The organism is Cryobacterium sp. TMN-39-2 (assembly GCF_004402745.1).
Lineage (GTDB): Bacteria > Actinomycetota > Actinomycetes > Actinomycetales > Microbacteriaceae > Cryobacterium > Cryobacterium zongtaii.
In genome coordinates, this window is record NZ_SOFX01000017.1 from 1 (window position 1) to 26,654 (window position 26,654).

The window sequence follows — 26,654 nt, forward strand, 5'->3', positions numbered from 1 at the left end:
ACCTCCGGACGGGTTGGGGAACTAGACAGCTCCACCCTCCACCGGAGGTCTTCGTCATTTCAAGACGTCACACATCAACCAACGTCCCTGGGCAGTACAACTAGCCGGCCGGCTGCTCCGGCGGTGCCTGAACGGGTGGGGTGTCCGCGGGCAGCGGCCCGCGGCCGAACAGGAACAGAATCAGCTCCGACGCCGGTGCCCGCAGCGGCGTGCCGTGGCCGACGCTCCAATCGGCATCCGTCGCCAGCAACCGGCGTGTGCGCAGAACGGCCTTGATCTCGGTGGGGGCGATCAGACTGCGCCGCAGCGCAACCGCGCCACCGGCGGTCGCGTGAATCGGCAGGGTCAGGCCGAGCGGATGCGCCACGTCGAGGCCGTGCACCACGGCCTCGGTCAGCTCGGTGATGCCACCGCGGCCCGAGGCTGCCCTGGCTGCGGCGATCTCCCGCAGCCGCGCCACCAGCTGTGCCGGCTCGGCGGCGGCCGCGGCCCGGCTCACGGCGTCGATGGCGCGCCCCGGGCGCACAAAGTGACCGAGGTACGCGCGGGCGGCGCTGCCGAGGAGTTCACGCTTTGTGCTGCCAAGCCGCCAGACCAGGTGTCCGGCGACATCGCGCACCCGCCAGCCTGTGCACAGGCTCTGCGCCTCCCACTGCTCGGGCGTCAGCCCGGCGAGCAGGTCGGCGATGGCCGTGACGGTGGCCGCGAGGTGCCCCGACCAGCGCGCATTCACGCCGGATTCGTTGCCGACACTCCGCAGGCTGAGGGGGAGGAGTCGCGCAAATTCTGCCATGCCGTCCAGCCTAGACTTGCCCGGTGTCAGAATTTTCGCCCCGCCCCCTCTGGACCGGGCGAACCCTGGCACTGCTGGGCATCGTCCTGGTCGCCGCCAACCTGCGCACTGCCGTCGCGGCACTCTCGCCCATCGTCAGCCAGATCTCCACGGACATCCCGCTGACCGCAACGTCCATCGGGCTCCTCGGTATGCTGCCGCCGGTCTGCTTCGCCGTCTTCGGCATCTTCACCCCGGTCTTCACCCGCCGGTTGGGCCTGGAGAACGTGCTGGTGCTCGCCCTCACCGCGATGCTCATCGGGCACCTCACCCGCGGCGGGGCGGGATCCCTCACCGCCTTGATGATCGGCAGCGTGATCACCTTCGCCGGGCTCGGGGTCGGCAACGTGCTGCTGCCGCCGCTGGTGAAGAAGTACTTCCCCGACAGGGTCGGCCTGATCACCTCCCTCTACGTCACCGTGGTGTCACTGAGCACCCTGATCCCGCCGCTGATCGCCGTGCCGGTCGCGGATGCCGCCGGCTGGCGGGTCTCCCTCGGGCTCTGGGTGCTGCCCGTGGTGTTCGCCCTCGTGCCCTGGCTGACGATGTTCGTGCGACACCGGGTGCAAGCCAGCCCGGGGGCCCTCGTCGAGGAAGCGGAGCCGGCGCTGCTCGGTCGGATCTGGCGTTCCTCGATCGCCTGGGCACTGGCCGTGGTGTTCGCGGCGTCGTCGCTGAACGCCTACGCGATGTTCGCCTGGCTACCGCAGCTGCTCATCGACACCGCGGGCGTGACCCCGGCCCAGGCCGGCACTCTGCTCTCGGTCTACGCCGCCATGGGCATCCCCTGCGCGCTGCTGATTCCGTGGCTGACCTCCCGAATGAAAAACGTGGCCATCCTGGTCTACCTGGGGGTCGCCGCTTTCCTGATCGGCGATCTCGGCCTGCTTCTGGCGCCAGGCACGCTCACCTGGCTCTGGGTGGTGCTGGCCGGTCTCGGTCCGCTGTTCTTCCCGCTCACGCTGGTTCTGATCAACCTGCGCACCCGCACCCACGCCGGGTCGGTGGCACTGAGCGGTTTTGTGCAGAGCGTCGGCTACACCCTCGGTGCGCTCGGCCCGCTGTGCGTGGCGCTGCTGCACGAGATCACCGGGGCGTGGACGGCCCCGCTGCTGTTCCTGATCGGCACGGCGCTCGCGATCACCGTGGCCGGCGCGGTTGTCGCGCGCCCGCACCTGCTCGAGGACGACCTGGAGCGCCGGCACCGCTCGTAATCCGCTGCTCATATGAGCAAGATCTGCAACGCATGTTGTACCGGCCGGTCAGCTCCACTTACGCTGGGGCCACTGAGGAAGGCGTCAACGAATGACCGACATCGACGAGCTGCTGTCTATTCGGGCGGCCGAGCTGTACTACGAAGAGGACAAGACCCAGGACGAGATCGGCACGATCCTCCGGATCACTCGTTGGAAGGTCGGCAGGCTGTTGGCCCAGGCCAAGGCGAACGGATTCATCCGCATCGAAATCGTGCATCCCCGCGCCCGCCGGCTCGGCCTCGAACGACAGCTGCGCAGAGCCACCGGCCTCGTCGATGCAATCGTGGTGTCCACTGCCGGTGTCGTCGACGAACTCGACCTGCAGAAACGCACCGCGCAGGCGGCCGCTGACTACCTCAGCGCCCTGCGCCCGGTGCCGCGCACGCTCGGTATCAGCTGGGGGCGCACCCTGCACGACATCTCGGAACAGCTCAAGCCCGGTTGGGCGAACGGCGTCAACGTCGTGCAAATCAACGGCGGCGTAAGCCTGAACGCCCGGCCGGGAACCGCTGCGGCCACCGCCGTCAGCATCGCCCAGAAGGGCGGGGGCCAGTTCACCTTGTTGCCCAGCCCCGCGATCCTGGAACGGGTCGAGACCAAGTTGGCCATCGCCTCCGACCGCTCGGTCGCGGCGGTGCTCGAGATGGGCGCCGCGGCATCCGCCTATCTGTTCAGTGCGGGCCAGGCCGACGCCGGCTCCGCCCACGTCGACAGCGGTTACCTCACCCCGGACCAGGTCGACGAACTGGTGCGCAAGGGAGCCGTCGGCGATGTGGTCGGCCGGTTCATCGACAGTGCGGGCCAAATCGTCGACCCGGCGCTGGACGAGCGCACCTTCGGTATCCCGCTCGAGCAATTACGCCGAGCGAAAACTTCAGTCGCCGTGATCGGCGGCCCGCGCAAGCACGCCATCGCCCGCTCCGTCGTCCTCAGCGGCCTGTGCACGGTCCTGATCACCGACGAAGACACCGCCCAGGCGCTGATCGGAGCCGCCTGACCCCTTCGTTACGCCTCGTGGGGACGGTCGGGGTTGTCGTCTCGGAGGAGGTCGGCCAGGGCCTGGTCGATGTCGTCCAGGACCGGGGGCTCGCCCTTGGCGGTGGAGGTCAGCCGAGCGACCAGGGCCTGCGGGTCGTCGAGGTCCGCGGACGTCGGCAGAATGTCGGGGTGCGCCCACAGGGCGTCCCTGGCCTCGTTGCCCACGGCGTCGGTGACGGCCTGCCACATTGCGGCGGCCTCACGCAGGCGGCGGGGGCGCAGCTCCAGGCCCACCAGGGTGGCGAAGGCCGACTCTGCGGGGCCGCCGGATGCCCGGCGCCGCTTGACGGTCTCGTTGATCGCGTCGGCGCGCGGCAGCCGGCTGGTGGCCTCCACGGTGACCACGTCGACCCAGCCCTCCACCAGGGCGAGCATGGTCTCGAGCCGGCCGAGGGCGGCCAGCTGGGCGTCGGACTTGGGCGGGATCAGGGAGCCGTTCACCATGGCGTCCCGCAGTTCCTCGGGGTTCGACGGGTCGAAGCCCTCGGCGAGGGACTCCAGCCGTTCGGTGTCGATGCTGATGCCGTGGGCGAAATCGGTGATCGAGCTGATCATGTGCAGACGCAACCAGCGGGAGTGCCGGAACAGGCGGGCGTGGGCGAGCTCACGCACGGCGAGATAGATCTGCACCTGGTCGATGGGCACGTCAAGGCCCTCGCCGAACTCGGCGACGTTCTGGGGGAGCAGGGCGGCCTGCTGGTCGCTGAACAGGGGGATGCCGATGTCGCCGCCGGAGACGACCTCGCTGGCGAGCTGGCCGACAACCTGACCCAGCTGCATGGCGAACAGGGTGCCGCCGAGGCTACGCATCATCTGGCTGGCACCGGCGAGCATGCCCTTGAGCTCCTCTGGGGCCTGTTCGGTGAGCACGTTGGTGAGCGAATCCGAAATGCTCGTCGCGACGGGCTCGGAAAGCTGGCTCCACAGCGGCATGGTGGCGGTCACCCACTCTTTGCGGGTCATCAGGCGCGGGACAACTGTGAGCTCGGCGACGTTGATCACGTCATCCAGCCAGAGCGCCGCGATGTGGAAGGCCTGCTCGAACTCGGCGCGCTGGGCGTCGGTCGTGCTGAGCTGCCCGGTGGCCGCGCGTTCCTGGCCCTGCTGCAGGGCGATGCCCCAGTTGATGCCGCCGTCGCCGCCGCCCTTCAGGGCGCCCTGCAGCTGGCTCATCAGCGCCGCCACACTGGCGGGATCGTTCGGGAGTCCGGCCGCGCCGGCTAATTGGCCGGGGTCGATGGACGACTTGCCCGACAGGATGTCTCGGAGCATGTCCCGGAATTCGTCTTCTGGGTTCTGACCTTCGTCGGGTCGGGAGTCATCGGCCACTTCAGGCACCTCTCAGTTGCGTCCCTCTACGCTAGCCCGAGAACCCCGGCTAGAACTGGGAAATGACCTACGCTGGGTTCTTGCCTTGTCGCCCGTAGCGAACAGCTTGCGCACTTCCCCTTCATCCTTCTAAGGAGCCTGGTGGCCCTCTTCACCGCTGACCCGCATTCAGGCTCCGACCGACCCCGCAAGGGTTCGCGCACGGGGTGGGTGGTGCTGGGTATCGCACTGGTCACCGGGCTCACCCTGGCGATCGTGCCGTCACCGTATGTCGTGGAGAAGCCCGGGCCCGTGTACAACACGCTCGGATCCGCCGAATATGACGGGGAGAAAACCGACCTCATCTCGATCCCGGACGAGACCGTGTACCCGACGGAGGGCACGCTGGACCTGCTCACGGTCTCGGTGCTCGGCAACCCGGACAACCGCCTGAACTGGTTGACGGTCGCGTCGGCCTGGCTCGACCCGAGCCAGGCGGTGGTGCCGATGGAGTCGGTCTTCCCGGCCGACGTCAGCACCGAACAGCGTGACGAGCAGAACCAGGCGGCCATGGTGAACTCCCAGCGGGACGCCATCGCCGCGGCGTTGACCAACCTCGGCTACGACTACCCGACCGAACTGAGCGTGGTGTCACTGGCCGACGAGGCGCCGGCGACCGGCCTGATCGAGGCCGGCGACCTGATCGAGACCGTCAACGGGGAAGCCGTGGCCGACATCACCGCGCTGCGGGCGGCACTCACCGCCAGCGGCGCCGACGCCCCGGCCACCATCGGGCTGACCCGCGACGGCGCCGAGCAGAGCGTCGAGGTCACCCCCGTCGACGTCGACGGCAACGTGGTTCTGGGAATCAACGTCAAGTCGGAGTACAAGTTCCCGTTCGACGTCAACATCCAGCTCGACAAGGTCGGCGGGCCCAGCGCCGGCATGATGTTCGCGTTGGGCATCATCGACAAGCTCACCCCGGGGTCCATCCATGGTGGGGCGGATGTCGCCGGCACCGGAACCATCGACCAGTCCGGCAGTGTCGGCCCCATCGGCGGGATCCGCCAAAAGCTCTTCGGAGCCAAAGAAGCCGGTGCCGAGTGGTTCCTGGCGCCCGCCGCCAACTGCGACGAGGTCTCCGGTCACATCCCGGATGGCTTGACGGTCCTGGCCGTGAGCACCCTCGACGAGTCCCTCGCTGCGCTGGATGCCATCGGCACCGGAGCCGACACCGGCGACCTGCCGACCTGTCCGGCAACCCGATAGCACGGGCACTTCTGGGTGAGCCCTCAGCGAACTCGGGGTTTGCCCTGAGGGCGGCTGCATAGAATGAGGGTCTGACCCCCGATCTATCAGAGCAAGAGGCCAATTCGTGACCACATCATCCGCTGGAAGCGCTCCACGCCGGAGCCGTGCCCCGCTCGCCATCACGGCAGCGATCATTGCGGGGCTGGTGATCTTGTTCTTCATCTTCGCCGGGCTCTATGCCGACGTGTTGTGGTTCGACCAGCTCGGCTTCCTCAGCGTGCTGACCACGCAATGGATCGCCAGCGCGGTTCTGTTCGTCATCGGGTTCCTCGGCATGGCCGTGCCGGTCTGGGTGAGCATTCAGCTCGCCTACAGGCTGCGCCCGGTCTACGCCAAGCTGAACTCGCAGGTCGATCGTTACCAGCAGGTCATCGAGCCGCTGCGCCGGCTCGCGATGTACGGCATCCCCGCCCTGCTCGGCCTCTTCGCCGGTGTCGCCGCCGCGACCCACTGGCAGACGATCCTGATGTGGCTCAACCGCACCGAGGCGGGCACCACCGACCCGCAGTTCGGCTTCGACGTGTCGTTCTACCTCTTCGACCTGCCGTTCTACCAGTCGCTGCTGGCCTTCAGCTCCGCCGTCGTGCTCATCTCCGCGCTGGTCGCTCTCGCCACCTCCTACCTGTACGGCGCCATCCGCGTCACCGGCCGTGAGGTCTTCGTGGCCAAGGCCGCCCGCGTGCAGATCGCCATCACCGCCGCGGTCTACCTACTGCTGCAGGGTGTCAGCATCTGGCTGGACCAGTACTCCACCCTCACCCAGTCGAACGACCTGATCACCGGCGCCGGTTACACCGACGTCAGCGCCACCATTCCCGGGCGTGCAATCCTGGCCGGCATCGCGGTCTTCGTGGCCATCCTCTTCATCGTCACGGCCTTCATCGGTCGTTGGCGCCTGCCGGTGATCGGCACCGCGTTGCTGATCGTGAGCAGCCTGCTGATCGGTTCGCTCTACCCCTGGGTCGTGCAGCGCTTCCAGGTGGACCCGAGCGCGAAGACCCTCGAAGCGCCGTATATCCAGCGCAACATCGACCTCACCCGCGATGCCTACGGCGTCGCCGATGTGGAAGAGATCCCGTACACCGCCACCACCGAGGCCACGCCAGGCGCCCTGCGCGAGGACGCGGAGACCACTGCCAACATTCGCATCCTCGACCCCGCCCTGGTCAGCGACGCGTTCGCCCAGCTCGAGCAGTTCAAGCAGTACTACCAGTTCCCGTCCAAGCTCGACGTGGACCGCTACACGATCGACGGCAAGTCCCAGGACACCGTGGTGTCGGTTCGTGACCTCAACCTCAACGGCCTGAGCAGCGAGACCTGGGTCAACTCATCGGTCGTCTACACGCACGGCTACGGCGTCGTCGCCGCCTACGGCAACCAGCGTTCGGCCGACGGCCAGCCGGTGTTCCTGGAGAACGGCATCCCCACGTCGGGAGCGCTCGGCGAGTTCGAGCCGCGGGTGTACTTCGGCGAGACCTCACCGACCTACTCGATCGTCGGCGCCCCTGAGGGCACCGACCCCATCGAACTGGACTATCCGTCCGGCGAGGACGGCGCCCAGCAGACCTACACCACCTTCACCGGTGACGGCGGTCCCAGCCTGAACGGCCCGTTCAACAAGCTGATCTACGCACTCAAGTTCCAGTCCGAGCAGATCTTCCTGGCCAACGCCGTCAACGACGAGTCCCAGATCCTCTACGACCGCGACCCGATCACCCGCGTGCAGAAGGTCGCCCCGTACCTCACGCTCGACTCCGACCCGTACCCGACCGTCGTCGACGGACGCATCAAGTGGGTTGTGGACGCGTACACGACCTCGGCCAGCTACCCGTACTCCACCGCGGTCAGCCTGAGCGACGCCATCGCCGACACCGAGACGCCCGAACAGCCGTTCGCGCTGGACAACATCAACTACATGCGCAACTCCGTCAAGGCGACCGTGGATGCCTACGACGGCTCCGTGACCCTGTACGCCTGGGATGAAGAAGACCCGCTGCTGCAGACCTGGCAGAAGATCTTCCCGTCGACTGTCGAGCCGATGAGCGAGATGACCGGCGACATGATGAGCCACGTGCGTTACCCGGCCGACATGTTCAAGGTGCAGCGCGCGGTCCTGGGCAAGTACCACGTGACCGACCCCGGTTCGTTCTACTCCGAAGACGATGCCTGGACCACACCGAACGACCCCGTGTCGCCGAGCACCAACACCACCCTGCAGCCGCCGTACTACCTGACGATGCAGATGCCCGGCCAGGATGCGCCGTCGTACTCGCTGTACTCGACCTTCATCCCCAACGCGTCCGGTGAAACCAGCCGGAACGTCCTGACGGGGTACCTTGCCGCCGACGCGGATGCGGGTGCCACCGACGGGGAACGGGCGGAGGGTTACGGCAAGCTGCGCCTGTTGACCTTGCCGAACGACATCACGGTGCCCGGTCCCGGCCAGGTGCAGGCCAAGTTCAACGGTGATCCCACGATCTCCGCCGAGCTCAACCTGCTCAAGCAGGGCCAGTCCAGCGTGCTCAACGGAAACCTGTTGACGCTGCCCGTCGGTGGCGGTCTGCTCTACGTGCAGCCCGTCTACGTGCAGTCCACCGGTGAGACCAGCTACCCGCTGCTGCAGAAGGTCCTGGTGGCCTTCGGTGACCAGATCGCCTTCGAGGACACACTCGATAACGCACTCAACGTGCTCTTCGGCGGTGAGTCCGGGGCCAACGCCGGCGACACCGACGTGCCGGCCGTGGAAACGCCCGCCCCGGGCGAGGCTCCCGTCGACGGAGGCACAGCCCCGTCGACGACGACCGGTGACCCGGCGACGGATGCTCAGATCAGGTCGCTCCTCGCGGAAGCCAAGCTGGCCGTGACCGAGAAGCAGGCGGCCCTGACGTCGGGTGACTTCTCCGCTTATGGGGTTGCCGACAAGAAGCTGAATGATGCGGTCGCCGAGCTGCTGGTGCTGCTCGACCAGCAGTAGCGTGTAGTTGGCCGCCTCATCCATGCGCGGGTGGTGCGCCGGGGAAACCCGGTCGCACCACCCGCGTTTTGTCTGTGCCGGGTGCGACGCGCCCGGGCGGCGTCCCCGATTCGAGGGCCTTGGGTAACTGTGGTAACTTAGTTCTTGTAGCGCGGGGTGGAGCAGTTCGGTAGCTCGCTGGGCTCATAACCCAGAGGTCGTAGGTTCAAATCCTGCCCCCGCAACTAAAACAAAAGTCCCGGTCTCGAAAGAGACCGGGACTTTTGCGTTAACCCCCTGACAGGCCGGCCAGCGCCGGAATGCCGATCGGCTCCACCGCCAGAAGCGGCACGATAGCGGTGCGGGCGGCGTACCGGGTGCGGACCGCGTCGATCTCGGGCAGCTCGTTGGCCGCCCGGCGCTTCAGCAGCGCCGAGGTCGGTGACGCCGCCGCGATCGAGTTGTTCACGATCCACGCCCACGGTTCGATGCCGGCACGCCTCAGGTCCTCCTGCAAGCCGGCGGCCTCGAGCACCGGAGTGGTCTCGGCCAGGGTCACCAGCAGTACCTTGGTCTGGGCCGGATCCTGCAGCTTCATCATCGGGGTGACGAACTGCATCGAGGTGCCCATCTGGCGGGCGATCTCCCGGTGATAGGACCCCGCCGCGTCCAGCAGTAGCAGGGTGTGCCCGGTCGGGGCGGTGTCGAGCACCACGAATTTGTTCTTGGCCTCCCGGGTCACCTTGGAGAAGGCCTGGAAAACAGCGATCTCTTCGGTGCACGGCGATCGCAGGTCTTCGCGCAGCATGGCCAGGCCCTGTTCGTCGAGGCGGCTGCCCTTGGTGGTCAGGACGTGCTCGGTGTAGCGCTCGATCTCCACGGCCGGGTCGATGCGGGAGACCTCGAGGTTGGTGAGTTCGCCGGCGAGGGTGTCGGTCAGGTGCGCGGCGGGGTCTGTTGTGGTGAGGTGCACGGCGAAGCCGCGTTCGACCAGGGCGACGGCGACGGCAGCCGCCATAGTGGTCTTTCCCACGCCGCCCTTGCCCATCAGCATCACCAGCCCGTGGCCGTCGGCGGCGATCTGGTCCACCAGAACCTCAAGGCCGGCATCCCCGAGTTGCCCCGCACCGGACGAACTGCCCAGGTGTGCGGGGGCAACTTGTCCGGACGTGGGCAGCTCGGCGGCGGGCTCGGGGCTCACAGAGCTGCCGTCGTGGGGGAGGAGGCCGCGGAGGGCGGGCAGGCCCACCATGTTCGTGGCCATCAGCGGCAGGTAGTCGGTGGGCAGCGCGACCAGCACGGGGTCGCGGGCGTTGAGCGCCCGCTGTTCCCGCAGGCGGATGGCGGCCGCCAGTGGGTCGTCAACCGCCGCGGGGGGCCCCGTTGCGGGTGAGGGCAGCTCGGCATCCGGGCCCGGTAGCACACCGTTGATCACCAGGTACTGCCGGTCCATGCCGATCGCGGCCAGCTCGGTGTGGGTGCGGGCGGCCTCGGCCAGGGTGGACTGCTGGGCGCGGGAGACGAGCACCAGACGGGTGCGCTCGGGGTCGCCGAGTGCCGCCACGGCCTGCGCGTATACCGCGCGTTGCTTCTCCAGGCCGGACAGCGGGCCCAGACACGACGGGTCGCCCTTGCCCGCGGTGAGGAACTCGGTCCAGTCGCCGGGCAGCTGCAGCAGCCGGATGGTGTGCCCGGTCGGTGCGGTGTCGAAGACGATGTGGTCGTACGCGGCGGTCCAGGCGGCATCCGTGAGCAGGTCGGTGAACTCGTTGAACGAGGCGATCTCGGTGGTGCAGGCGCCGGAGAGCTGCTCCTCGATCGAGGCGACCTCCGCGGCGGGCAGCAGGCCACGCACCGGGCCCACAATGCGTTCGCGGTACTGCTGAACGGCCTGCTCCGGGTCGATCTCCAGCGCGGCAAGCCCGGGCACGGCGTCGATCTGAGTCACGGTGTTGCCGATGCTGACGCCGAACACCTGGCCCACGTTCGAGGCCGGGTCGGTGCTGACCAGCAGCACGGATGCGCCGCCCTCGGCCAGCCGGATCGCGCTTGCGCAGGCGATCGAGGTCTTGCCGACGCCGCCCTTGCCGGTGAAGAACAGGAACCGCGGGGCATCCGCCAGGAAGGCGGTGGAGCTGCGGGTGCCGGTGTCGAGAAGGATGTCGGTGCCGACGGTCATCAGCAGCAGCCTTCGCCGCCGCCGCCGCCGCCGCCGCCGCCGCCGCCGCAGCAGCCGTCAGCGGAGGCGGCGGGCTGGGCGTCACTGAGCAGCGACGGCCGGTCTTCGGCCGCGGGGGCGCCCAGGCCGGCCCACTTGGCCAACTCGGGGCGGGACGGGTACCGGCCGGTGAGCACGGTGGCGCCGTCGACCATCGTGACGGGAAGACCTTCCTGGCCAACCGTGTGCAGGAAACTGCGCATGGTCTCGTTCTCGGCGAACGCCAGGGGCTCCTGGGCGAGGTTGAACCGGCGCACGCTGCCGCCGGCCGAGGTCGCCCAGTCGATGTCGGCCGACACCGTCACGAGCTGCTGGTCGACGTCGACACCACAAATGCCGGTGCCGCAGCACAGGCCGGGTTCGAAGATCTGGATGGACGTCATGGGAGGCCTCGGTATCCGCCGGGCGATGCGACACGGTGTCGAGCGCATCCGGCCATCCCAGCATATCGACGTGCATCGATTTACACCATTGCCGACCGGCGCCGGGAGTGGGTGAACGGGAGGTGAATGGCGCGTGAGCGGCTCAAGACAATTTCTGCACTGGTGCCGCAGCCGGCGTGAATCGTCTATATTGACAGATGTCGATCAATCACCAGCCGAAGGAATCCCCATGTCTGACCTCAGCGCAGGTACGTCCGCCGCCAAGCCCACAGTTCTGTTCGTCTGCGTGCACAATGCCGGCCGGTCGCAGATGGCCGCCGGATACCTGACGGCGCTCTCCGGAGGTCGCGTCGAGGTGCTCTCGGCCGGTTCCGAGCCGAAGGACCAGATCAACCCCGTCGCCATCGAGGCCATGGCTGAAGACGGCATCGACATTGCACACAACGTGCCCAAAATTCTCACGACCGAGGCCGTCAAAGACTCCGACGTCGTGATCACCATGGGCTGCGGCGATGCCTGCCCGATCTTCCCCGGCAAGCGCTATGAGGACTGGGAGCTGGCCGACCCGGCCGGTCAGGGCATCGAATCGGTGCGCCCGATCCGTGACGACATCAAGGCTCGCATCGAGAAGCTGCTCGCCGAGATCCTTCCCGTCACCGCCTGACCACCCGACACTCGACAAGGTGAAGAAAATGGATGTTTCGGACCGTCGCCCCCTTCCCGGTCTCACCTTCCCGGAGGCGTACCTGCACCGTCTTTCCGACGAGCTCTCGCTCAAGTTCTCCGGTATCTTCGGCCTCGAGACCGTGGAACGATACGTGCTCGAGTCGTACACCAGCCTCCTGCGCGGATCGACGGTGCGCGCACACGTCGCCGCTCGCACGGTTCGGTTCGCCACGGACCGGCTCACCGCGCTCGCCCAGGCCAAGGGCGCGATTGCCCGGGACGTCCCCGAGGTGCTCTTCGTCTGCGAGCAGAATGCGGGCCGGTCCCAGATGGCCGCCGTACTCACCGCGCACCTCTCCGGCGGGCGCGTTCACGTACGCAGCGCCGGCTCGATGCCCTCCGGTGAGATCCACGCCACCGTGATCGCCGCCATGGCTGAAATCGGCCTGGACCTGGGCGAAGAGTTTCCCAAGCCCCTCACCGACGACGTGGTGCAGGCCGCCGACGTCGTGGTGACCATGGGTTGCGGCGACGCCTGCCCGGTCTACCCGGGCAAGCGCTACCAGGACTGGGAGCTGGCCGACCCGGCCGGACAATCGCTGGAAGCCGTGCGGGACATCCGGGACGACATCCGCGCCCACGTCGTCACGCTGCTGACCAGTGTCGGTGTGGAACCCCACTCCCTCCCGGCCTGATCAGACCCGGCTCGCAGCACAGCCGCCTCGTCGTGGCGCCAGGAATTCGGCTAGTCCGCGTTCGGGGTGTCTTTGTGCTTCGTGAGTTCGGCTCGATCGTCGGCGGAGGACTGACGATCGCTCTTGGCGTGGGAGCGGTCCAGCGCTGCTGCTCGCCGTTCTCCGTGGCCTGAATATATTTCGCTGGTGTCCAAAAAGGCCTCGAGGTCGGCGGCTTCGGCACGCTTGTCAGACTCGACATCGCGGATGTCGGCCTCATCGTCCCGTCGGTGTGCGTCCACCAGGATCTTTTCGATCTTCTGATCCTGGGCGGCTTGGCTGGAGGTTCGAGCCTCGTCCTGCTCGTCCTGATCGTCCTGAGGGATGCGGGCTGAATCGGGTCCAGCAGCGTCAGCGTTGCCGTGCGGAGTGTCAGTTGGGTTGCCCACAGTGTCCATCTAACACCAATGGGTGGTGAGGAGCGACGGGCGACCGCGACCGCCGGCACCGTTCTCGCAACACAGAACGGCCCCGCACGAGAGTGCGGGGCCGTTGTGGTGGTGCAGGTCGAACGGTTGTTGCTGTGACGCGTGGAGCCTACTTGCCGGCCTTGCGGGCGGGCTTCTTGGCGTCCTCGGTCGGAGCGGCAACCACTGCACCGGTCTCGTGCGCGGCGTCAACCACGGCTGCGCGTCCGGCGCGAACCTCGGCGAACGACGTGCCGTAGTACGCGGCTTCCATGAGGGTCTTCATGTCCTCGAGCATCGGCATCCGCGGGTTGGCGGGTGCGCACTGGTCGCCGTAGGCGCCCATGGCGAGCGAGTCGAGGCGGCTGATGAAGTCCTCTTCCGGCACACCCTGTGCCTGGAAGGACGGCTTGATGCCGACCTGGTCGCGCAGCTTCTCGACGGCCTTGGCGTAGGACTCGACGCCCTCGGCCGGGGTGGAGGCCGGGAGGCCGAGGTGCTTCGCGATTTCCTGGAAGCGCTCCGGGGCGATGTAGTGCTCGTACTTGGGCCAGCTGGTCAGCTTGGTCGGTACGGTGCCGTTGTACCGGATCACGTGCGGCAGGTAGGTCGCGTTGACCCGGCCGTGGATCAGGTGCAGCTGCGCGCCGGTGACGTGAGCCATGGCGTGGACTATGCCCAGGAAGGCGTTACCGAATGCCATACCGGAGATCGATGCGGCGTTGTGCATCTTCTCGCGAGCCTTGATCACGGCGTCATCGGTGCTGCCGATGGTGCCCTTGACGCTGGTCTCGATGTTCTCGAAGATCAGCTTGATCGCGTGCAGGCAGAGGCCGTCGGTGAAGTCGTTCGCGTACACCGAGACATACGCCTCAGTGGCGTGGGTCAGGGCGTCGAAGCCGGAGTCTGCGGCGAGGAACGACGGCATCATGGCCGTGAGCACGGGGTCGATGATCGCGACGGACGGGATCAGCGCGTAGTCGGCCAGCGGGTACTTGACGCCGGTGACGTCGTCGGTGATGACGGCGAACGGGGTCATCTCGCTACCGGTGCCCGAGGTGGTCGGGATGCAGACCAGCTTGGCGAGCTCACCGAGGTCGGGGAACTTGAACGCGCGCTTGCGCACGTCGAAGAACTTTTCCTTCATGTCGGCGAAGTCGATTTCGGGGTGTTCGTACAGCAGCCACATGACCTTGGCGGCGTCCATCGGCGAACCGCCACCGAGGGCGATGATGGTGTCCGGCTTGAAGGCGCGCATTTCCTCTGCGCCCTTCTCGACGGCGGCAACGGTGGGCTCGGGGAGCACGTTGTCGATGATCTGCAGGGCAACGCGGCCCTCACGGCGGTTGAGCACGTCGAGGATCTTGTCGACGAAGCCCAGGCGGGTCATGGTCGAGTCGGTGACGATGGTGACCCGGGTGACGTCGCGCATGTCGGCCAGGTAACGGATGGCGTTCGGCTCGAAGTAGGTCTTCGCGGGGATCTTGAACCACTGCAAGTTGTTGTTCCTCCGGCCGATGCGCTTGATGTTGATCAGGTTGATCGCCGAGACGTTGTTCGAGACGGAGTTGTGTCCGTACGAACCACAGCCGAGCGTGAGCGAGGGGATGAACGCGTTGTAAATGTCACCGATGCCACCGAGCGAGCTGGGGGCGTTGGTGATGATGCGGACAGCCTTGACGCGCTTGCCGAATTCTTCGATGATCGCGGGGTTTTCGCTGTGGATCGAGCCCGAGTGGCCCAGTCCGTCGAATTCCACCATCTGCTCGGAGAGCGAGATGCCCTCTTCGGCGTCCTTGGCGTGCATGACGGCGAGCACCGGTGCCAGCTTTTCGCGGGTCATCGGCTCGTGCGGTCCGACTCCGGACACCTCGACCAGGATGATCGACGTTTCTTCGGGGACGCTGAAGCCGGCCTGCTGTGCGATCCACACCGGCGACTTGCCGACGACGTTCGGGTTCAGCTTGGCGCCGGCGCAGTTCTCCGAGTTGGCCTGCACGCCGAAGATGAACTCTTCGAGGAGGGCCTTCTCTTCTGCGTTGGTGCGGTAGGCGTGCAGGATCTTGAACTCGGCCATGGCCTCGTTGTAGAGGGGCTCTTCGATGATGACGGCCTGCTCGGAAGCGCAGATCATGCCGTAGTCGAAGGCCTTCGAGAGCACGACGTCGTTGACGGCACGCTTGAGCTTGGCGCTCTTCTCGATGAAGGCGGGCACGTTGCCGGCGCCGACGCCCAGGGCGGGCTTGCCGCAGGAGTACGCGGCGCGGACCATGGCGTTTCCACCGGTCGCGAGGATGAGTGCCACACCGGGGTGGTTCATCAGCAGGGTGGAGGCCTCGAGGGACGGCTGTTCGATCCACTGGATGCAGTTGGCGGGTGCGCCTGCTGCGATGGCGGCGTCGCGGACGACGCGGGCGGCGGCTGCGGAGGACTCCTGCGCGGCGGGGTGGAAGCCGAAGATGATGGGGTTGCGGGTCTTGAGCGCGATGAGCGACTTGAAGATCGCGGTGGACGTACAGTTCGTGACCGGGGTGATGCCACAGATGACGCCGACGGGCTCGGCGATCTCGGTGATGCCGGTGAGCTCGTCGCGGCTGATGATGCCCACGGTCTTGAGGTTCTGCATGCTGTTGGTGACGTGCTCGCACGCGAAGAGGTTCTTCACGGCCTTGTCTTCGAAGACTCCACGGCCGGTCTCAGCGACGGCGTGCACGGCGAGCGTGGCGTGCTGGGAAAGCGCGGCGACGGAGGCCTTCTTGACGATGTAGTCGATCTGTTCCTGGGTGAAGTCCGCGTAGTCCTTCAGCGCGACGTTGCCGGCGGCAACCAGGGTGTCGATCTTCGTAGCTATGGGAGTGGCGACTGGTTGGTCTGTGATCGTCATAGTTTTCCTCCTGGACAACCCGATCTGGGATCTTTGTCTCTGGTTCAAACATAGGCTGCCGGAACGCCCAAAACACGGGCCAAAGGTCCCACGTGCACTGCCTTTCGGCGCCCGTTCAGCATCCGTTCGCCCTGCACCGCAACTGTGCCCCGTTCGGACAATTGCGCCCGGTGCGCCGGACGCAGTTGTCCGGTTCGGGAACAGTTGCGAGCGAGGGGGCGGCCGGGGCGCTGGTCAGCCGGCCAGGCCGCGCACGGCGGCGACGGCCTCGCGCACCCGGGTGGCTGCCTCGGTCAGCTCCGCGGCGGTGGTGGTGGCCGACAGGGTGAACCGCACAGCGGTCTGGGCGAGATCGGCGGGAATGCCCAGGGCCGTGAGCACGTGTGACGCCTCGTCGCTGCCGGCGGCACAGGCCGACCCGCTCGAGCAGACGATATCGTGGCGTTCGAGCTCGAGCAGCACGGCCTCGCCGCCGGTGCCTGCGAAGGTGAACGAAGCATGGCCGGGCAGCCGGTGCAGCGGGTCCCCGGTCAGCGCCGCGCCGGGGGTGCTCTCCAGGACCGCCGCGACGAAACCGTCGCGGAGCACGGTCAGGGCGGGCGCGAGCTCCCGCCGTTCGGCCTCGGCCAGGTCGAGGGCCACGGCGAGCCCCACGGCCCCGGCCACGTTCTCGGTGCCGCTGCGCCGGCCGCGCTCCTGGCCGCCGCCGTGCAGCACCGGTTCGACCTGCAGGCGACCGCGCAGGTACAGCGCGCCGACGCCCTGGGGCGCGCCGAGCTTGTGTCCGGAGATGCTCAGCGCGTCGACGCCGAGGTCGACGACGTTCAGCTCCAGCCAGCCGGCGGCCTGCACGGCGTCGGTGTGGAACGGTACACCGGCCGCGCGGGCGATGGCGGCGAGTTCCCGGATGGGCTGCACGGTGCCGATCTCGTTGTTGGCGTAGTGCACGGTGACGAGGGTGGAGTCGGGCCGAAGAACCCTGGCGAGCTCGGCGGGATCGACCCGGCCGGAGGTATCCGTGGTCAGCAGGGTGATCTCGAAGCCGTGCAGCCGGCGCAGATAGTCGCAGGACTCGAGCACGGCCTCGTGCTCGAGGGCGGTGCTAACGATGTGCCGGCCGCGCGGGGAGCCCAGGGCGAGGCCCTTCACCGCGAGGTTGGCGGCCTCGGTGCCGCCGCCGGTGAGGGTGATCTCGCCGGGCCGGCAGCCGAGCACCCCGGCGATGCGGGCGCGGGCGGCCTTCAGCGTGGCGGCCGCGGCCTCACCCACCCGGTGGTGGCTGGACGGGTTGCCGAAGCCGCGGGTCATGACCGGCCAGATGGCTTCGGCGACCTCGCGGCGCAGCGGCGTCGTCGCGGCGTTGTCCAGGTAGATCATGGCTGCTCCGGGTTCGGGGAAGGGGTGGTCAATCCTCGGTGAGGATCACCACGTCCAAGCCCAGGTCGAGCGAGCGAACGCTGTGGGTGAGGGCGCCGACCGAGATGACGTCGACGCCGGACTCCGCGATGCGTCTGACGGTGTCGAGCGAGACGCCGCCGCTGGCCTCCACGATGGCCCGGCCGGCGACCAGGCGCACGCCCTCGCGGAGGCTGTCGGCGTCGAAATTGTCGAGCATGATGGTATCGATGCCGGCCGCGAGCACGGGTTCGATCTGCTCGAGGGTGTCCACCTCGACCTCGAAGTGGGTGGTGTGCGAGAGCTTGGCGCGTACGGCCAGCAGCGCCTCGGTGAGGCCGATGCCGCCGGCGCTCAGCACAGCAAGGTGGTTGTCCTTGGCCATCACGGCGTCGGAGAGGCTGAACCGGTGGTTGTGGCCGCCACCGTCGCGCACGGCCTGGCGTTCGAACGCGCGCAGGCCGGGTGTGGTTTTGCGGGTGTCGACGATGCGGGCCGCGGTGCCGGCGGTCTCGGCCACGTACTGGGCGGTGAGGGCGGCGATGCCGCTCATCCGCTGCACGAAGTTCAGTCCGATCCGTTCGGCCTGCAGGATGCCGCGGGCCGGGCCGGACGCCTCGGCGAGCAGGTCGCCCGCAGCGAAGGCGGCGCCGTCGGTGACGTGGAGGTGCACCGCGATGCGTGGGTCGACCAGTCGGAACGCCGCAGCGAACACGGCCCCGCCGCTGAACACGCCGGCTTCCCTGGCCACCAGCTGGGCGGTGGCGACGGCGTCGGCGGGGATCAGCATCTCGCTGGTGAGGTCGCCCCACGGGGCGTCCTCGTCGAGGGCGGCCCGCACGACGGCGTCGATGGCGTGTGTGGTCAGCATGCGATGGCCTCCGAAGGCTGCGATGGAACTGTGAGAAGAGGGCGGGTTGACGCCGGGTGCCGGGTGAAGCGCGGCCGGGCGAGTTCCGGGCGGCTGTCTGGGAAGTCAGCGCGGTGGTGGGCGCCGCGGGATTCCTCGCGGGCCAGGGCTGCGGCCACGATCAGGCGGCCGAGGTCGAGCAGGTTGCCCGTCTCGAGCTCGGCGACAGTGGCCCGGCCCCGGTCGACGGCCCGCCACCCGGCCAGGGTCACGGCGGCCCGGGTCAGGCCAGAGCCGGACCTGTGCACTCCGGCGGCCTCCCAGAGCAGCTCCTGCAGGGTGCTGCGCTCGACGAGCGTGCCGGCCTCATCCGGGTCGCTGCCGAGTTCGGCAACTGCCTCGAGGTCGTCGAACAGCGGCGGTAGCTGCTCCTCAGCGTCGAGCGCGCGCACGGCCCGATCGGCGAAGACAGCGGCTTCGAGCAACGAGTTGGATGCCAGCCGGTTCGCGCCGTGCGCTCCGGTGCGGGCCACCTCACCCACCGCGTAGAGGCCGGCCAGCGAGGTGCGGCCCCAGCCGTCGGTGGCGACTCCGCCCATCCAGTAGTGCGCGGCCGGAGCGACCGGAATCGGTTGCACCGCCCAGTCCAGCCCGGCGGCGCGGCAGGCGGCCGTGATGGTGGGGAACCGGCTCTCGAGCAGGTCACGGCCGAGCCCGGTGGCGTCCAGCAGCACCGGGGCGTCGCCCTGCTTTTTCATCTGGGCGGCGATGCTGCGCGCCACGATGTCGCGGGGCGCGAGCTCAGCATCCGGGTGGATGGCCGGCATGAACCGTTCACCGGTGCTGGTGAGCAGCACGGCGCCCTCGCCGCGAACGGCCTCCGACACCAGCGGGGTGCCGGGCACCGCGAGCGCGGTCGGGTGGAACTGGTAGAACTCGACGTCGGCGACGGCAGCGCCGGCCCGCCAGGCGGCGGCGACACCGTCGCCGGTAGCGATGGCCGGGTTGGTCGTGTGCCGGTACAACGCTCCCGCACCTCCGGTGGCGAGGATCACGGCGTCGGCGGCGACCGCGTGCTGGGTGCCGTCCGGCCCGAGCAGCATCGCGCCGGTCACCCGGACCGTGCCGGGGCCGTCGGTCACGATCAGGTCGACGAGCATGGTGTGTTCGTGGATGGTGATCTGGTCGCCGCCGAGGGCGTGGGCGCGCTTGGCCCGCTCCTGCACCGTGGCCACCAGGGCGGTCTCGATGGCGGCGCCGGTGGCGTCGCCGCCGGCGTGCAACACCCTGGACCTGGAGTGCGCGGCCTCGAGCCCACGGGTGATGCCCGATTCGTCGCGGTCGAAATCGACGCCGAACCGGATCAGGTCGCGCACCCGGGCCGGGCCTTCCTCGCAGAGCACCCGCACGGCAGCGGGGTCGCAGAGTCCGGCGCCGGCGCGCAGGGTGTCGAGGATGTGCGCGTCGGTGGAGTCGTCGGGGAACAACGCCGCGGCGATGCCGCCTTGGGCGTAGCGGGTGTTGCTGTCGGAAAGGGCGGCCTTGGTCACCAGGGTCACCCGGTGGCCGGCATCGGTTGCCCGCACCGCGGCGATCAGCCCGGCGAGGCCGCTGCCGACGACCAGCACGCGCGTCATGGTCAGGCTCCGGTCACGACGGGGGCGACGGGACCGGCGGCGGGCGGCTTGGCGGCGAGCATCCGTTCGAGCGCCACCCTGGCGTGCCCGGCGACGTCGTCGGCGACCGTGATGCGGTTGAGCACCTCCGCCGGCACGCCGTCGCCGCCCACGAGAGCCTCGAGTACCCAGGCCAGGTAGCCGGAGTGGATGCGGTACATGGTGGAGCACGGGCAGACGACAGGGTCGAGGCAGAAGATGGTGTGCTGCGGGTACTGGGCGGCGAGGCGCTGCACGAGGTTGATCTCGGTGCCGATCGCGAACGTCGACCCGGCCGGTGCGGCCGCGATGGCCTTGGCGATGTAGTCGGTGGAACCGTATTCATCTGCCGCATCCACGACCGCCATCGGGCACTCGGGGTGCACGATCACGCGCACGCCCGGGTGCTCAACGCGGGCAGTCTCGATCTGCTCGACGGTGAAGCGGCGGTGCACGCTGCAGAAGCCGTGCCAGAGGATCACCTGCGAGTTCTCGAGTTCGGCCTCGGTGTTGCCGCCGAGGGCCTTGCGCGGGTTCCACATCGGCATCCGCTCGAGGGGAACGCCCATGGCCTTGGCGGTATTGCGGCCCAAGTGCTGGTCGGGGAAGAACAGCACCCGCTGGCCGCGCTCGAAGGCCCACTTCAGCACGGTCTCGGCGTTCGAGGAGGTGCAGACAATACCGCCGTGCTCGCCGCAGAAGCCCTTGAGCGCCGCGGAGGAGTTCATGTAGGTGACCGGGATCACCGGGACGCGCCCGTCGGCATCCGGTTCGGTGCCGTAGAGCTCTTCGAGCTGTTCCCAGCACTCGGTGACGGAGTCGATGTCGGCCATGTCGGCCATCGAGCAGCCGGCGGCGAGGTTGGGCAGGATCACGGCCTGCTCGGGGCGGGAGAGCAGGTCGGCGGTCTCGGCCATGAAGTGCACGCCGCAGAAGACGATGGCTTCGGCATCCGGCCGGCTCTGGGTGGCCACGGCGAGCTGGAAGGAGTCGCCGATGAAGTCGGCGTGCTGCAGCACCTCTTCGCGCTGGTAGAAGTGGCCGAGCACCACAACACGGTCACCCAGGGTGGCCTTGGCGGCGCGGATCCAGTCGCTCAGTTCGCCGTTGGATGCCGTGCGGTAGCGCGCGGGCAGCTCGCCCTGGCGGGGGGATCCGGTGGGGATGACGTCGCCCATCGAGGAGCCGGGCCCGTAGCCGGGGGCCTTGTCGTCGAAGTACCACGGGTCGACGGCGAGGTCGGGGGTGCAGGTGCTGCCCGTGCTCTTGCCCGTGCTGATCAGACGGATGGTGCGGTCGACCGATGCGATGGTCATGTCGTGCTCCTCGGGGAGTGCGGGGTGGTTTGGAGGGGAGTTTCGGGCCAGCCGACCGTGGAGCCCAGGGGCCCCTCGGCGATGGAGTGGGAGTCGTTGTAGCGGTAGAGCCGCGGCGGCCGGTGCGGTACCCCGGCCAGGCGGAGCCCGGTGTCGACGACGGTCCCCGTCGACTCGATCATGCGGCGGAAGTTCGCCGGGTCGAGTGCCCGGCGCAGGACCGCCTCGTGTACGTCGCGCAGCTGGGCCAGGGTGAATGTCTCGCCGAGGAAGGCGTGCGCGATGCGGGAGTATTCCACCTTGGTGCGCAGACGCCATAGCGCGTACTCGACGATGTGGTTGTGGTCGAACGCGAGCTCGGGCAGCCGGTCGGCCGGGAACCACTGCACGTTCTCATCGACGGCGGCGAGGTCGGCCTCGGTGGACTGCACCAGAGCCCAGTACACGATCGAGACGACGCGGCTGCCCGGGGAACGGCTGAGATCGCCGAAGGTGTACAGCTGCTCGAGGTACTTGGGGGAGAGTCCGGTGGTTTCCCGCAGGGTGCTGGCCGCGGCGGTGGAGAGCTCCTCCTCGGGCGGCAGCCAGCCACCCGGCAGCGCCCACAGGCCCAGGTACGGGTCCCTGGTGCGACGGACCAGGGGAAGCCAGAGCGTCATGAAGCCGGACTCGACGTCGGGCCGGAGCGCGAAAATGACCGTCGAAACCGCAAGCACAGGCGGGTGTAGATCGGTCATCGGGCATCCCTCGAGTAAAGGTCAATATGACTCTAACGTGAGGTCCATCATATAGTCATCGTGACCAGAAGTCACACCCCGGGCTCACGGCATCGTCAACCTCGTCATTTCGATGAGGATGGTGCGGTTGATCGTGCGGGACGACACGATGGAGAAACCCGCCTCGCGGAGCACGGCAAGGTCGGTTCCGGCCGCCGTTCCCCGGCTCCCGACATTCTGCAGGAGCCAGACTCTGTCGGTTGCAGCCAGCCGGAAGGCGGCCACCTCGAGCGGGAGTGTGCGGTCCCACAGCCCGTCGGTGTTCTCGAACGACTCGTCGCGGGCGATGTCGTTCAGCCCGACGAACGCCGCCGGATAGAGGTGCCCGGCCAGGCGCGGGCGCCGCGATGGCCTGGTGCTCTCGTCAAAGACGACGGCATCGCGTGGTCGGGCCTCTGCGCGCAGGATGTCGGCCGTCTGGCGCCAGTCGCTGCCGTGGTCCTTCGCGAAGTCCGAGCGTTGCGCGAGATAGCCGGGCGCCGCGAGGGTCACCACGAGCAGCAGGGCAATCGCCCGAGCCCAGAACGGCCGAAGCCCCACGATGCCCACGGCCATCAGGATGGCGGCCGCCGGCGCGCAGATCGAAAGGTAGCGATAGGCGTACATCGGCGTGATCAGGTGGGTGCCGATCAGCAGGGTGGTACTCGGCACGACCAGCCAGGCCAGCAGGACGACCAGTTCGGCCCGCGGCACCCGCCCGGGCCCGGCGTTCACGCCGACGCCCTGGAACCGGGGGACGTACGCGGTCAGGCAGCCGACCGCGATCAACAGCCAGGCGAGGGCGGCCAGGGCCGGAGTGTCGAACCACTGCTGGACGGCGGCGTCGAGCGGGCTGGCCTGTGCGCGTCGGGCCAGGAAGGCGATCTGTTCACGCTGGGTGTGGGCCAGGATGATGATCGGTGAGGCCACCGCCAGCGCGGCGCCCACCCCGCCGGCCCACGTCAGCACGGTGACGCGTGGGCTGTGCCGGGTCAGCAGAGTCACCACGAGCCCGTGCACCGGCACCAGCAGCGCGATGTAAACGAACACGGCGATGCCCGCGGCGAGCAGCACCGCGTAGCCGGCCCAGAGCGCCAGGGTCAGTGTGGCGGTGGTGGGCCTGGACTGCACGATGTGCACGAGGAGCACTGTGCACCACACCGCGATCATGGTGGCCAGGGCCGTGGACCGGGCCTCAGCGCCCATATACGTCACTCGGGGGAGCACAGCGAAGACGAGGGCGGCGAACAGGGCGACGCGCGGGTTGACGAGCATCCGGGCCAAGACGGCGGTGCCGGCCGTCGCGGCGCCGATGGACAGGGCGCTGAGTAGTCGGGTAGCGAACTCCGACGCCCCGAACACGTCGATCCAGCCGTGCAGAAGCAGATAGTAGACACCGTGCACGGCATCGACCGTGCCGAGCATCCGAAACAGCGACTGAAGCGACCGCTCGGCGGAGAGCACGCTGGCTGCCTCGTCACCCCAGTAGGACGGCTGCCAGGACCCGGCCACCGACACCAGGAAGCCGACCAGGCCGAGCAGGGCCGCGGTAGCGGCGAAGCCGCGCCGACCGTGTCTCGTCGGCTCCGGGGCCTCGACGAGCGGAGAGGCGAGAACAGTCGTCACCTCCAGACCCTAGAACCCTCCAACGTTTACCGACGAGGGGCCTCGGTGACCTGGAAGGTTCCCAAAGTGCCGCTAGGGAACGTGCCGCGGCAGCCGGATCTCGACTGCGAGTCCGCTGCCGGTGTTGCGCAGCAGGACCGTGCCGTTGGCGCGCTCGACGATGGCGTGCACAATGGCCAGACCCAGGCCCGATCCGCCGGAGCTGCTTGACCGGGCGTTGTCCGGCCTGGAGAATCTGTCGAACGCCAGCGGAATGAAATCCTCCGGCAGGCCGGGGCCGGTGTCGATCACGGTGATCAGCGCGCCGGAGCCTGAGCGGGAGAGTGACACGGTGACGCCGCCGTGGCCCGCCATCGCCGTGACGGCGTTCGAGATGAGGTTGTCGAGGAGCTGGCCCATATTCGTGGCCGAGACGCCGTAGCGACCCTCCGGGTCGTCATCGTCGATGCGGTAGACGACCTCGAGTTCGTGGCCGTCCCGCACCACCCGCGCCCGGTCGACCGACGCCGTGATCTCGTCGACCAGACCGGTCCAGTCCGTCTCGGGCGGCGACTGCACACTCTCCAGCTTGCTCAGCTCGAGCAGATTGGTTGCCAGCCGGCTCAGGCGTCCGGCTGTTGCCGATGCGTCTCGGATGTCGCGCTCGAGAGCAGGGGCATCGCCGGAGTCGAGGTGGGCCAGCTCGAGCTGCGCCTGAAGTACCGCGAGCGGGGTGCGCAGTTCGTGACTCGCATCCGACACGATCTGTTTTTCGCGGTCCACGCCGCGCCGGAGCCGCTTGATGAAGTCGTTGAGGGTTCGGGCGAGCTCGCTCACCTCGTCCTTGCCGGCTGGAACCCGCAGCTGCGCCGAGGAGCCCGTCGTGCTCAGACTCTCGGCTTCCTCACGCAGGCGGGTCACCGGGCGAAGCGCCGCGCCGGTGAGCAGCCAGGAGGCCAGTCCGAACCCGGCGGTGAGGATCACCGTGCCCAGCACGAGCACCCCGGTGAGCTCATCGAGCAGCAGGGTGGGGGCCTGCTGGCTGCGGGCGGCTATGACGAGCCAGTCGCCCGAATCCGAGCTCACCGGCGTCGCCGAGACCAGGTAGGTGGCGGCGGGGGTGGTCACGGTCTGCGGTTCGGCGCCCAATTCGATCAGGGCGTCGAGCTGCCGGTCCAGGCTGCGCGGCAGCGACGACTTCCGTACCGTCCCGGTCGGGTCGACGATGGCCAGCAGCTGGCCCTCGCTCGGGCTCTGGATGGCCTCGGCGGGGTTCGTCGCGAGCTGACCCAGCAGGGACTCGGCGTCGTTGCGCAGCATGGTCTCGTTCGAATCGGTGAGAATCGATTGCACCTCGAGGCGGACGAAGAATGCGGCGGTGCTGAACAACAGGGTCGCGACGAGGAGGCTTCCCAAGGTGATCCGCGCGCGGATCGACAGCGCGGGCAACCAGATGCCCCGGGGGCCACTCACCGGGAGGGCCGCCTCATCCGGCGAGCTCCACGGCGTAACCGGTGCCTCGCACGGTGACGATGCGCACGCCCGCGGCATCGGTATCGATCTTGCGGCGCAGATAGCTGATGTACTGGTCGACGATGTTGGGGTCGATGTGGTTCGTGCCGTTCCAGATCTCTTCGAGAATGGTGGTGCGGTCGACCGTGGTGCCGGCCCTGCTGCAGAGCAGTCGAAGCAACGCCACCTCTTTGGGGCTCATCGACACCGCACGCCCGGCCACGGTCACCCGCAGGTCGCGGGAGTCCAGCACTATGTTGCCGATCTCCACCGTGGTCGGGGCGCCCATCGACCGGCGGCGCAGCAGGGCACGCACCCTGGCGGAGAGCTCGGCGAACGCAAACGGCTTGGTGAGGTAATCGTCGGCTCCGCTGTCCAGGCCGAAAACCCTGTCGTCGACGGTGTCGCGTGCGGTCAGCAGCAGCACGGGCATGGTGTTGCCCGACTCGCGGATGCGGCGGCAGATCTCAAAACCCGACATCTGGGGCAGCATCACATCGATGGCGGCCAGGCCGAAGCCGTCCCCATTGAGGGCGATGAGTGCGTCGACCCCGGTGGAGACCCGCACCGTCTCGTACCCCTCGGCCTGCAGTCCGCGTTCGATGAGGGCACCCATCTGGTCATCGTCCTCCACGACCAAGATCTTCATCCGTCACCCTTCGCTCGCACCAGGGTCTCATGCTGGCACGTTGCGTGACGCTTCGCTCGCGACCTGCCGACGGCAAGCTGGGAAGCCGCCGCTAGGCTGACGACATGGTGGATGCGCGCGCGAGCGACGAACTCGGGGTGGCCGTGGCGCAGTTCGCGCCCGGCGCTGATCAGGCGGCGAATCTGGCCGCGATGCGCTCGCTGGCCGGTACCGCCGTGGCGCGCGGGGCGGGCATCGTGGTGTTCCCCGAGTATTCGTCGTTTTTCGAGAGCCGGTTGGGTGACGCATCCGTTGCCGCCGCCGAAGCGCTCGACGGACCGTTTGTGACCGCGCTAGGTCACCTGGCCGCCGATCTGGGCGTGCACATCGTGGCCGGCATGCTCGAGCGCACCGACGACCCCCACCGGGTGCAGAACACTCTCGTCGCCGTCGACCCCGCCGGGCTGGTCGTGGCGCGGTACCGCAAGCTGCACCTCTACGACGCGTTCGGGTCACGGGAATCCGACAGGGTGCTTGCCGGTGTCATCGAAGCGCCGGAGACCTTCGTCGTTGCCGGTCTCACGGTGGGCCTGCAGACCTGCTACGACATCAGATTCCCCGAGGTCACCCGCCGTCTTGTCGATGCCGGCGCCGACCTTGTGCTCGTCCCCGCGGAGTGGGTGCGCGGACCGCTCAAGGAGCAGCACTGGCGCACTCTGGTCACGGCGCGCGCACTCGAGAACACCGTCTATCTCGCGGCGGCCGACCATGCGCCGCCAAGCGGCGTCGGCGCGAGCATGGTGGTCGACCCGATGGGTGTTGAGCTGGTCACGATCGGGGAAACGACGGATGTGGCCGTCGGCTGGATCTCCCCTGCCCGGCTTGCCGAGGTGCGACGGGTCAACCCCGCCGTTGCCCTGCGCCGTTTCGGCACGGTGCCGCTCTAAG

Annotated in this window: 21 protein-coding genes and 1 tRNA gene; 8 read left to right on the forward strand and 14 right to left on the reverse strand. The window is 68.4% G+C overall.

The window, feature by feature from the left end; translation table 11 throughout:
- Window positions 1-100 precede the first annotated feature (100 nt).
- Window positions 101-793 carry a maleylpyruvate isomerase family mycothiol-dependent enzyme gene (locus E3O57_RS05170; protein WP_103480187.1) on the reverse strand — a complete coding sequence of 231 codons (693 nt, stop codon included), beginning with the start codon at window positions 791-793 and terminating at the stop codon, window positions 101-103.
- Between the two features lie 23 nt (window positions 794-816).
- On the opposite strand from E3O57_RS05170, the gene E3O57_RS05175 reads away from it, so the two are divergent.
- Window positions 817-2,046, forward strand: coding sequence for an MFS transporter (locus tag E3O57_RS05175; RefSeq protein WP_088455517.1), 1,230 nt, complete (start codon window positions 817-819; stop codon window positions 2,044-2,046).
- A 91-nt stretch (window positions 2,047-2,137) separates the two neighbouring features.
- Entirely contained in the window at window positions 2,138-3,085 is a 948-nt protein-coding gene (locus tag E3O57_RS05180) for a sugar-binding transcriptional regulator (protein WP_088455518.1), read from the forward strand.
- Between the two features lie 8 nt (window positions 3,086-3,093).
- Here E3O57_RS05180 and E3O57_RS05185 read toward each other — a convergent pair whose 3' ends face one another.
- Complete coding sequence (locus E3O57_RS05185; RefSeq protein WP_370028227.1) at window positions 3,094-4,455, reverse strand: zinc-dependent metalloprotease; 1,362 nt, start codon at window positions 4,453-4,455, stop codon at window positions 3,094-3,096.
- Between the two features lie 141 nt (window positions 4,456-4,596).
- Between E3O57_RS05185 and E3O57_RS05190 the strand changes: the two genes are divergently transcribed.
- From E3O57_RS05190 to E3O57_RS05200, 3 genes are all read left to right on the forward strand, one after another.
- Window positions 4,597-5,703 (forward strand): PDZ domain-containing protein, encoded by a 1,107-nt coding sequence (locus E3O57_RS05190; RefSeq protein WP_103480186.1) that lies wholly within the window; start codon window positions 4,597-4,599, stop codon window positions 5,701-5,703.
- 106 nt (window positions 5,704-5,809) lie between these two features.
- Window positions 5,810-8,719 carry a UPF0182 family protein gene (locus E3O57_RS05195; protein WP_174776310.1) on the forward strand — a complete coding sequence of 970 codons (2,910 nt, stop codon included), beginning with the start codon at window positions 5,810-5,812 and terminating at the stop codon, window positions 8,717-8,719.
- Window positions 8,720-8,869: 150 nt separating this feature from the next.
- Window positions 8,870-8,943: transfer RNA gene (locus E3O57_RS05200), tRNA-Met, on the forward strand.
- Between the two features lie 44 nt (window positions 8,944-8,987).
- On the opposite strand, the gene arsA is transcribed toward E3O57_RS05200, so the two are convergent.
- Both arsA and arsD read right to left on the reverse strand, forming a co-directional pair.
- Window positions 8,988-10,877: an arsenical pump-driving ATPase gene (arsA, locus tag E3O57_RS05205; protein WP_103480185.1), complete on the reverse strand. Its 1,890-nt coding sequence runs from the start codon at window positions 10,875-10,877 to the stop codon at window positions 8,988-8,990.
- Window positions 10,877-11,299 carry an arsenite efflux transporter metallochaperone ArsD gene (arsD, locus tag E3O57_RS05210; RefSeq protein WP_103480184.1) on the reverse strand — a complete coding sequence of 141 codons (423 nt, stop codon included), beginning with the start codon at window positions 11,297-11,299 and terminating at the stop codon, window positions 10,877-10,879. Before arsD ends, arsA begins: the two co-directional genes overlap by 1 nt.
- A gap of 229 nt (window positions 11,300-11,528) precedes the next feature.
- Between arsD and E3O57_RS05215 the strand changes: the two genes are divergently transcribed.
- Together E3O57_RS05215 and E3O57_RS05220 are read left to right on the forward strand one after the other, a co-directional pair.
- Window positions 11,529-11,963 (forward strand): arsenate reductase ArsC, encoded by a 435-nt coding sequence (locus tag E3O57_RS05215; protein WP_088455521.1) that lies wholly within the window; start codon window positions 11,529-11,531, stop codon window positions 11,961-11,963.
- A 28-nt stretch (window positions 11,964-11,991) separates the two neighbouring features.
- Window positions 11,992-12,660 carry a phosphatase gene (locus tag E3O57_RS05220; protein ID WP_088455522.1) on the forward strand — a complete coding sequence of 223 codons (669 nt, stop codon included), beginning with the start codon at window positions 11,992-11,994 and terminating at the stop codon, window positions 12,658-12,660.
- 50 nt (window positions 12,661-12,710) lie between these two features.
- Here the strand turns inward: E3O57_RS05220 and E3O57_RS05225 are convergent, their stop codons facing one another.
- From E3O57_RS05225 to E3O57_RS05270, 10 genes are all read right to left on the reverse strand, one after another.
- Window positions 12,711-13,088: a hypothetical protein gene (locus E3O57_RS05225; protein WP_133159861.1), complete on the reverse strand. Its 378-nt coding sequence runs from the start codon at window positions 13,086-13,088 to the stop codon at window positions 12,711-12,713.
- Window positions 13,089-13,236: 148 nt separating this feature from the next.
- Complete coding sequence (gene adhE, locus E3O57_RS05230) at window positions 13,237-15,990, reverse strand: bifunctional acetaldehyde-CoA/alcohol dehydrogenase (protein WP_174776223.1); 2,754 nt, start codon at window positions 15,988-15,990, stop codon at window positions 13,237-13,239.
- 234 nt (window positions 15,991-16,224) lie between these two features.
- Window positions 16,225-17,367, reverse strand: a complete 1,143-nt coding sequence (locus tag E3O57_RS05235) for a cysteine desulfurase family protein (protein WP_103480182.1) — start codon at window positions 17,365-17,367, stop codon at window positions 16,225-16,227.
- 28 nt (window positions 17,368-17,395) lie between these two features.
- Entirely contained in the window at window positions 17,396-18,256 is an 861-nt protein-coding gene (gene nadC, locus E3O57_RS05240; protein ID WP_103480181.1) for a carboxylating nicotinate-nucleotide diphosphorylase, read from the reverse strand.
- On the reverse strand, window positions 18,250-19,872 hold the full coding sequence (gene nadB, locus E3O57_RS05245; RefSeq protein WP_103480180.1) for an L-aspartate oxidase: 1,623 nt from the start codon (window positions 19,870-19,872) through the stop codon (window positions 18,250-18,252). Before nadB ends, nadC begins: the two co-directional genes overlap by 7 nt.
- Window positions 19,873-19,874: 2 nt before the next feature.
- A complete protein-coding gene (nadA, locus tag E3O57_RS05250; RefSeq protein ID WP_103480179.1) occupies window positions 19,875-21,206 on the reverse strand; it encodes a quinolinate synthase NadA in 1,332 nt (443 codons plus the stop codon).
- A complete protein-coding gene (locus E3O57_RS05255; protein ID WP_088455528.1) occupies window positions 21,203-21,943 on the reverse strand; it encodes an NUDIX domain-containing protein in 741 nt (246 codons plus the stop codon). Before E3O57_RS05255 ends, nadA begins: the two co-directional genes overlap by 4 nt.
- 84 nt (window positions 21,944-22,027) lie before the next feature.
- Window positions 22,028-23,587, reverse strand: a complete 1,560-nt coding sequence (locus E3O57_RS05260) for a glycosyltransferase family 39 protein (RefSeq protein ID WP_103480178.1) — start codon at window positions 23,585-23,587, stop codon at window positions 22,028-22,030.
- 72 nt (window positions 23,588-23,659) lie between these two features.
- Window positions 23,660-25,039, reverse strand: coding sequence for a HAMP domain-containing sensor histidine kinase (locus E3O57_RS05265; RefSeq protein ID WP_165788011.1), 1,380 nt, complete (start codon window positions 25,037-25,039; stop codon window positions 23,660-23,662).
- A gap of 13 nt (window positions 25,040-25,052) precedes the next feature.
- Complete coding sequence (locus E3O57_RS05270) at window positions 25,053-25,727, reverse strand: response regulator transcription factor (protein ID WP_088455531.1); 675 nt, start codon at window positions 25,725-25,727, stop codon at window positions 25,053-25,055.
- A gap of 104 nt (window positions 25,728-25,831) precedes the next feature.
- Between E3O57_RS05270 and E3O57_RS05275 the strand changes: the two genes are divergently transcribed.
- Window positions 25,832-26,653: a carbon-nitrogen hydrolase family protein gene (locus E3O57_RS05275; RefSeq protein ID WP_088455532.1), complete on the forward strand. Its 822-nt coding sequence runs from the start codon at window positions 25,832-25,834 to the stop codon at window positions 26,651-26,653.
- Window position 26,654 lies beyond the last annotated feature (1 nt).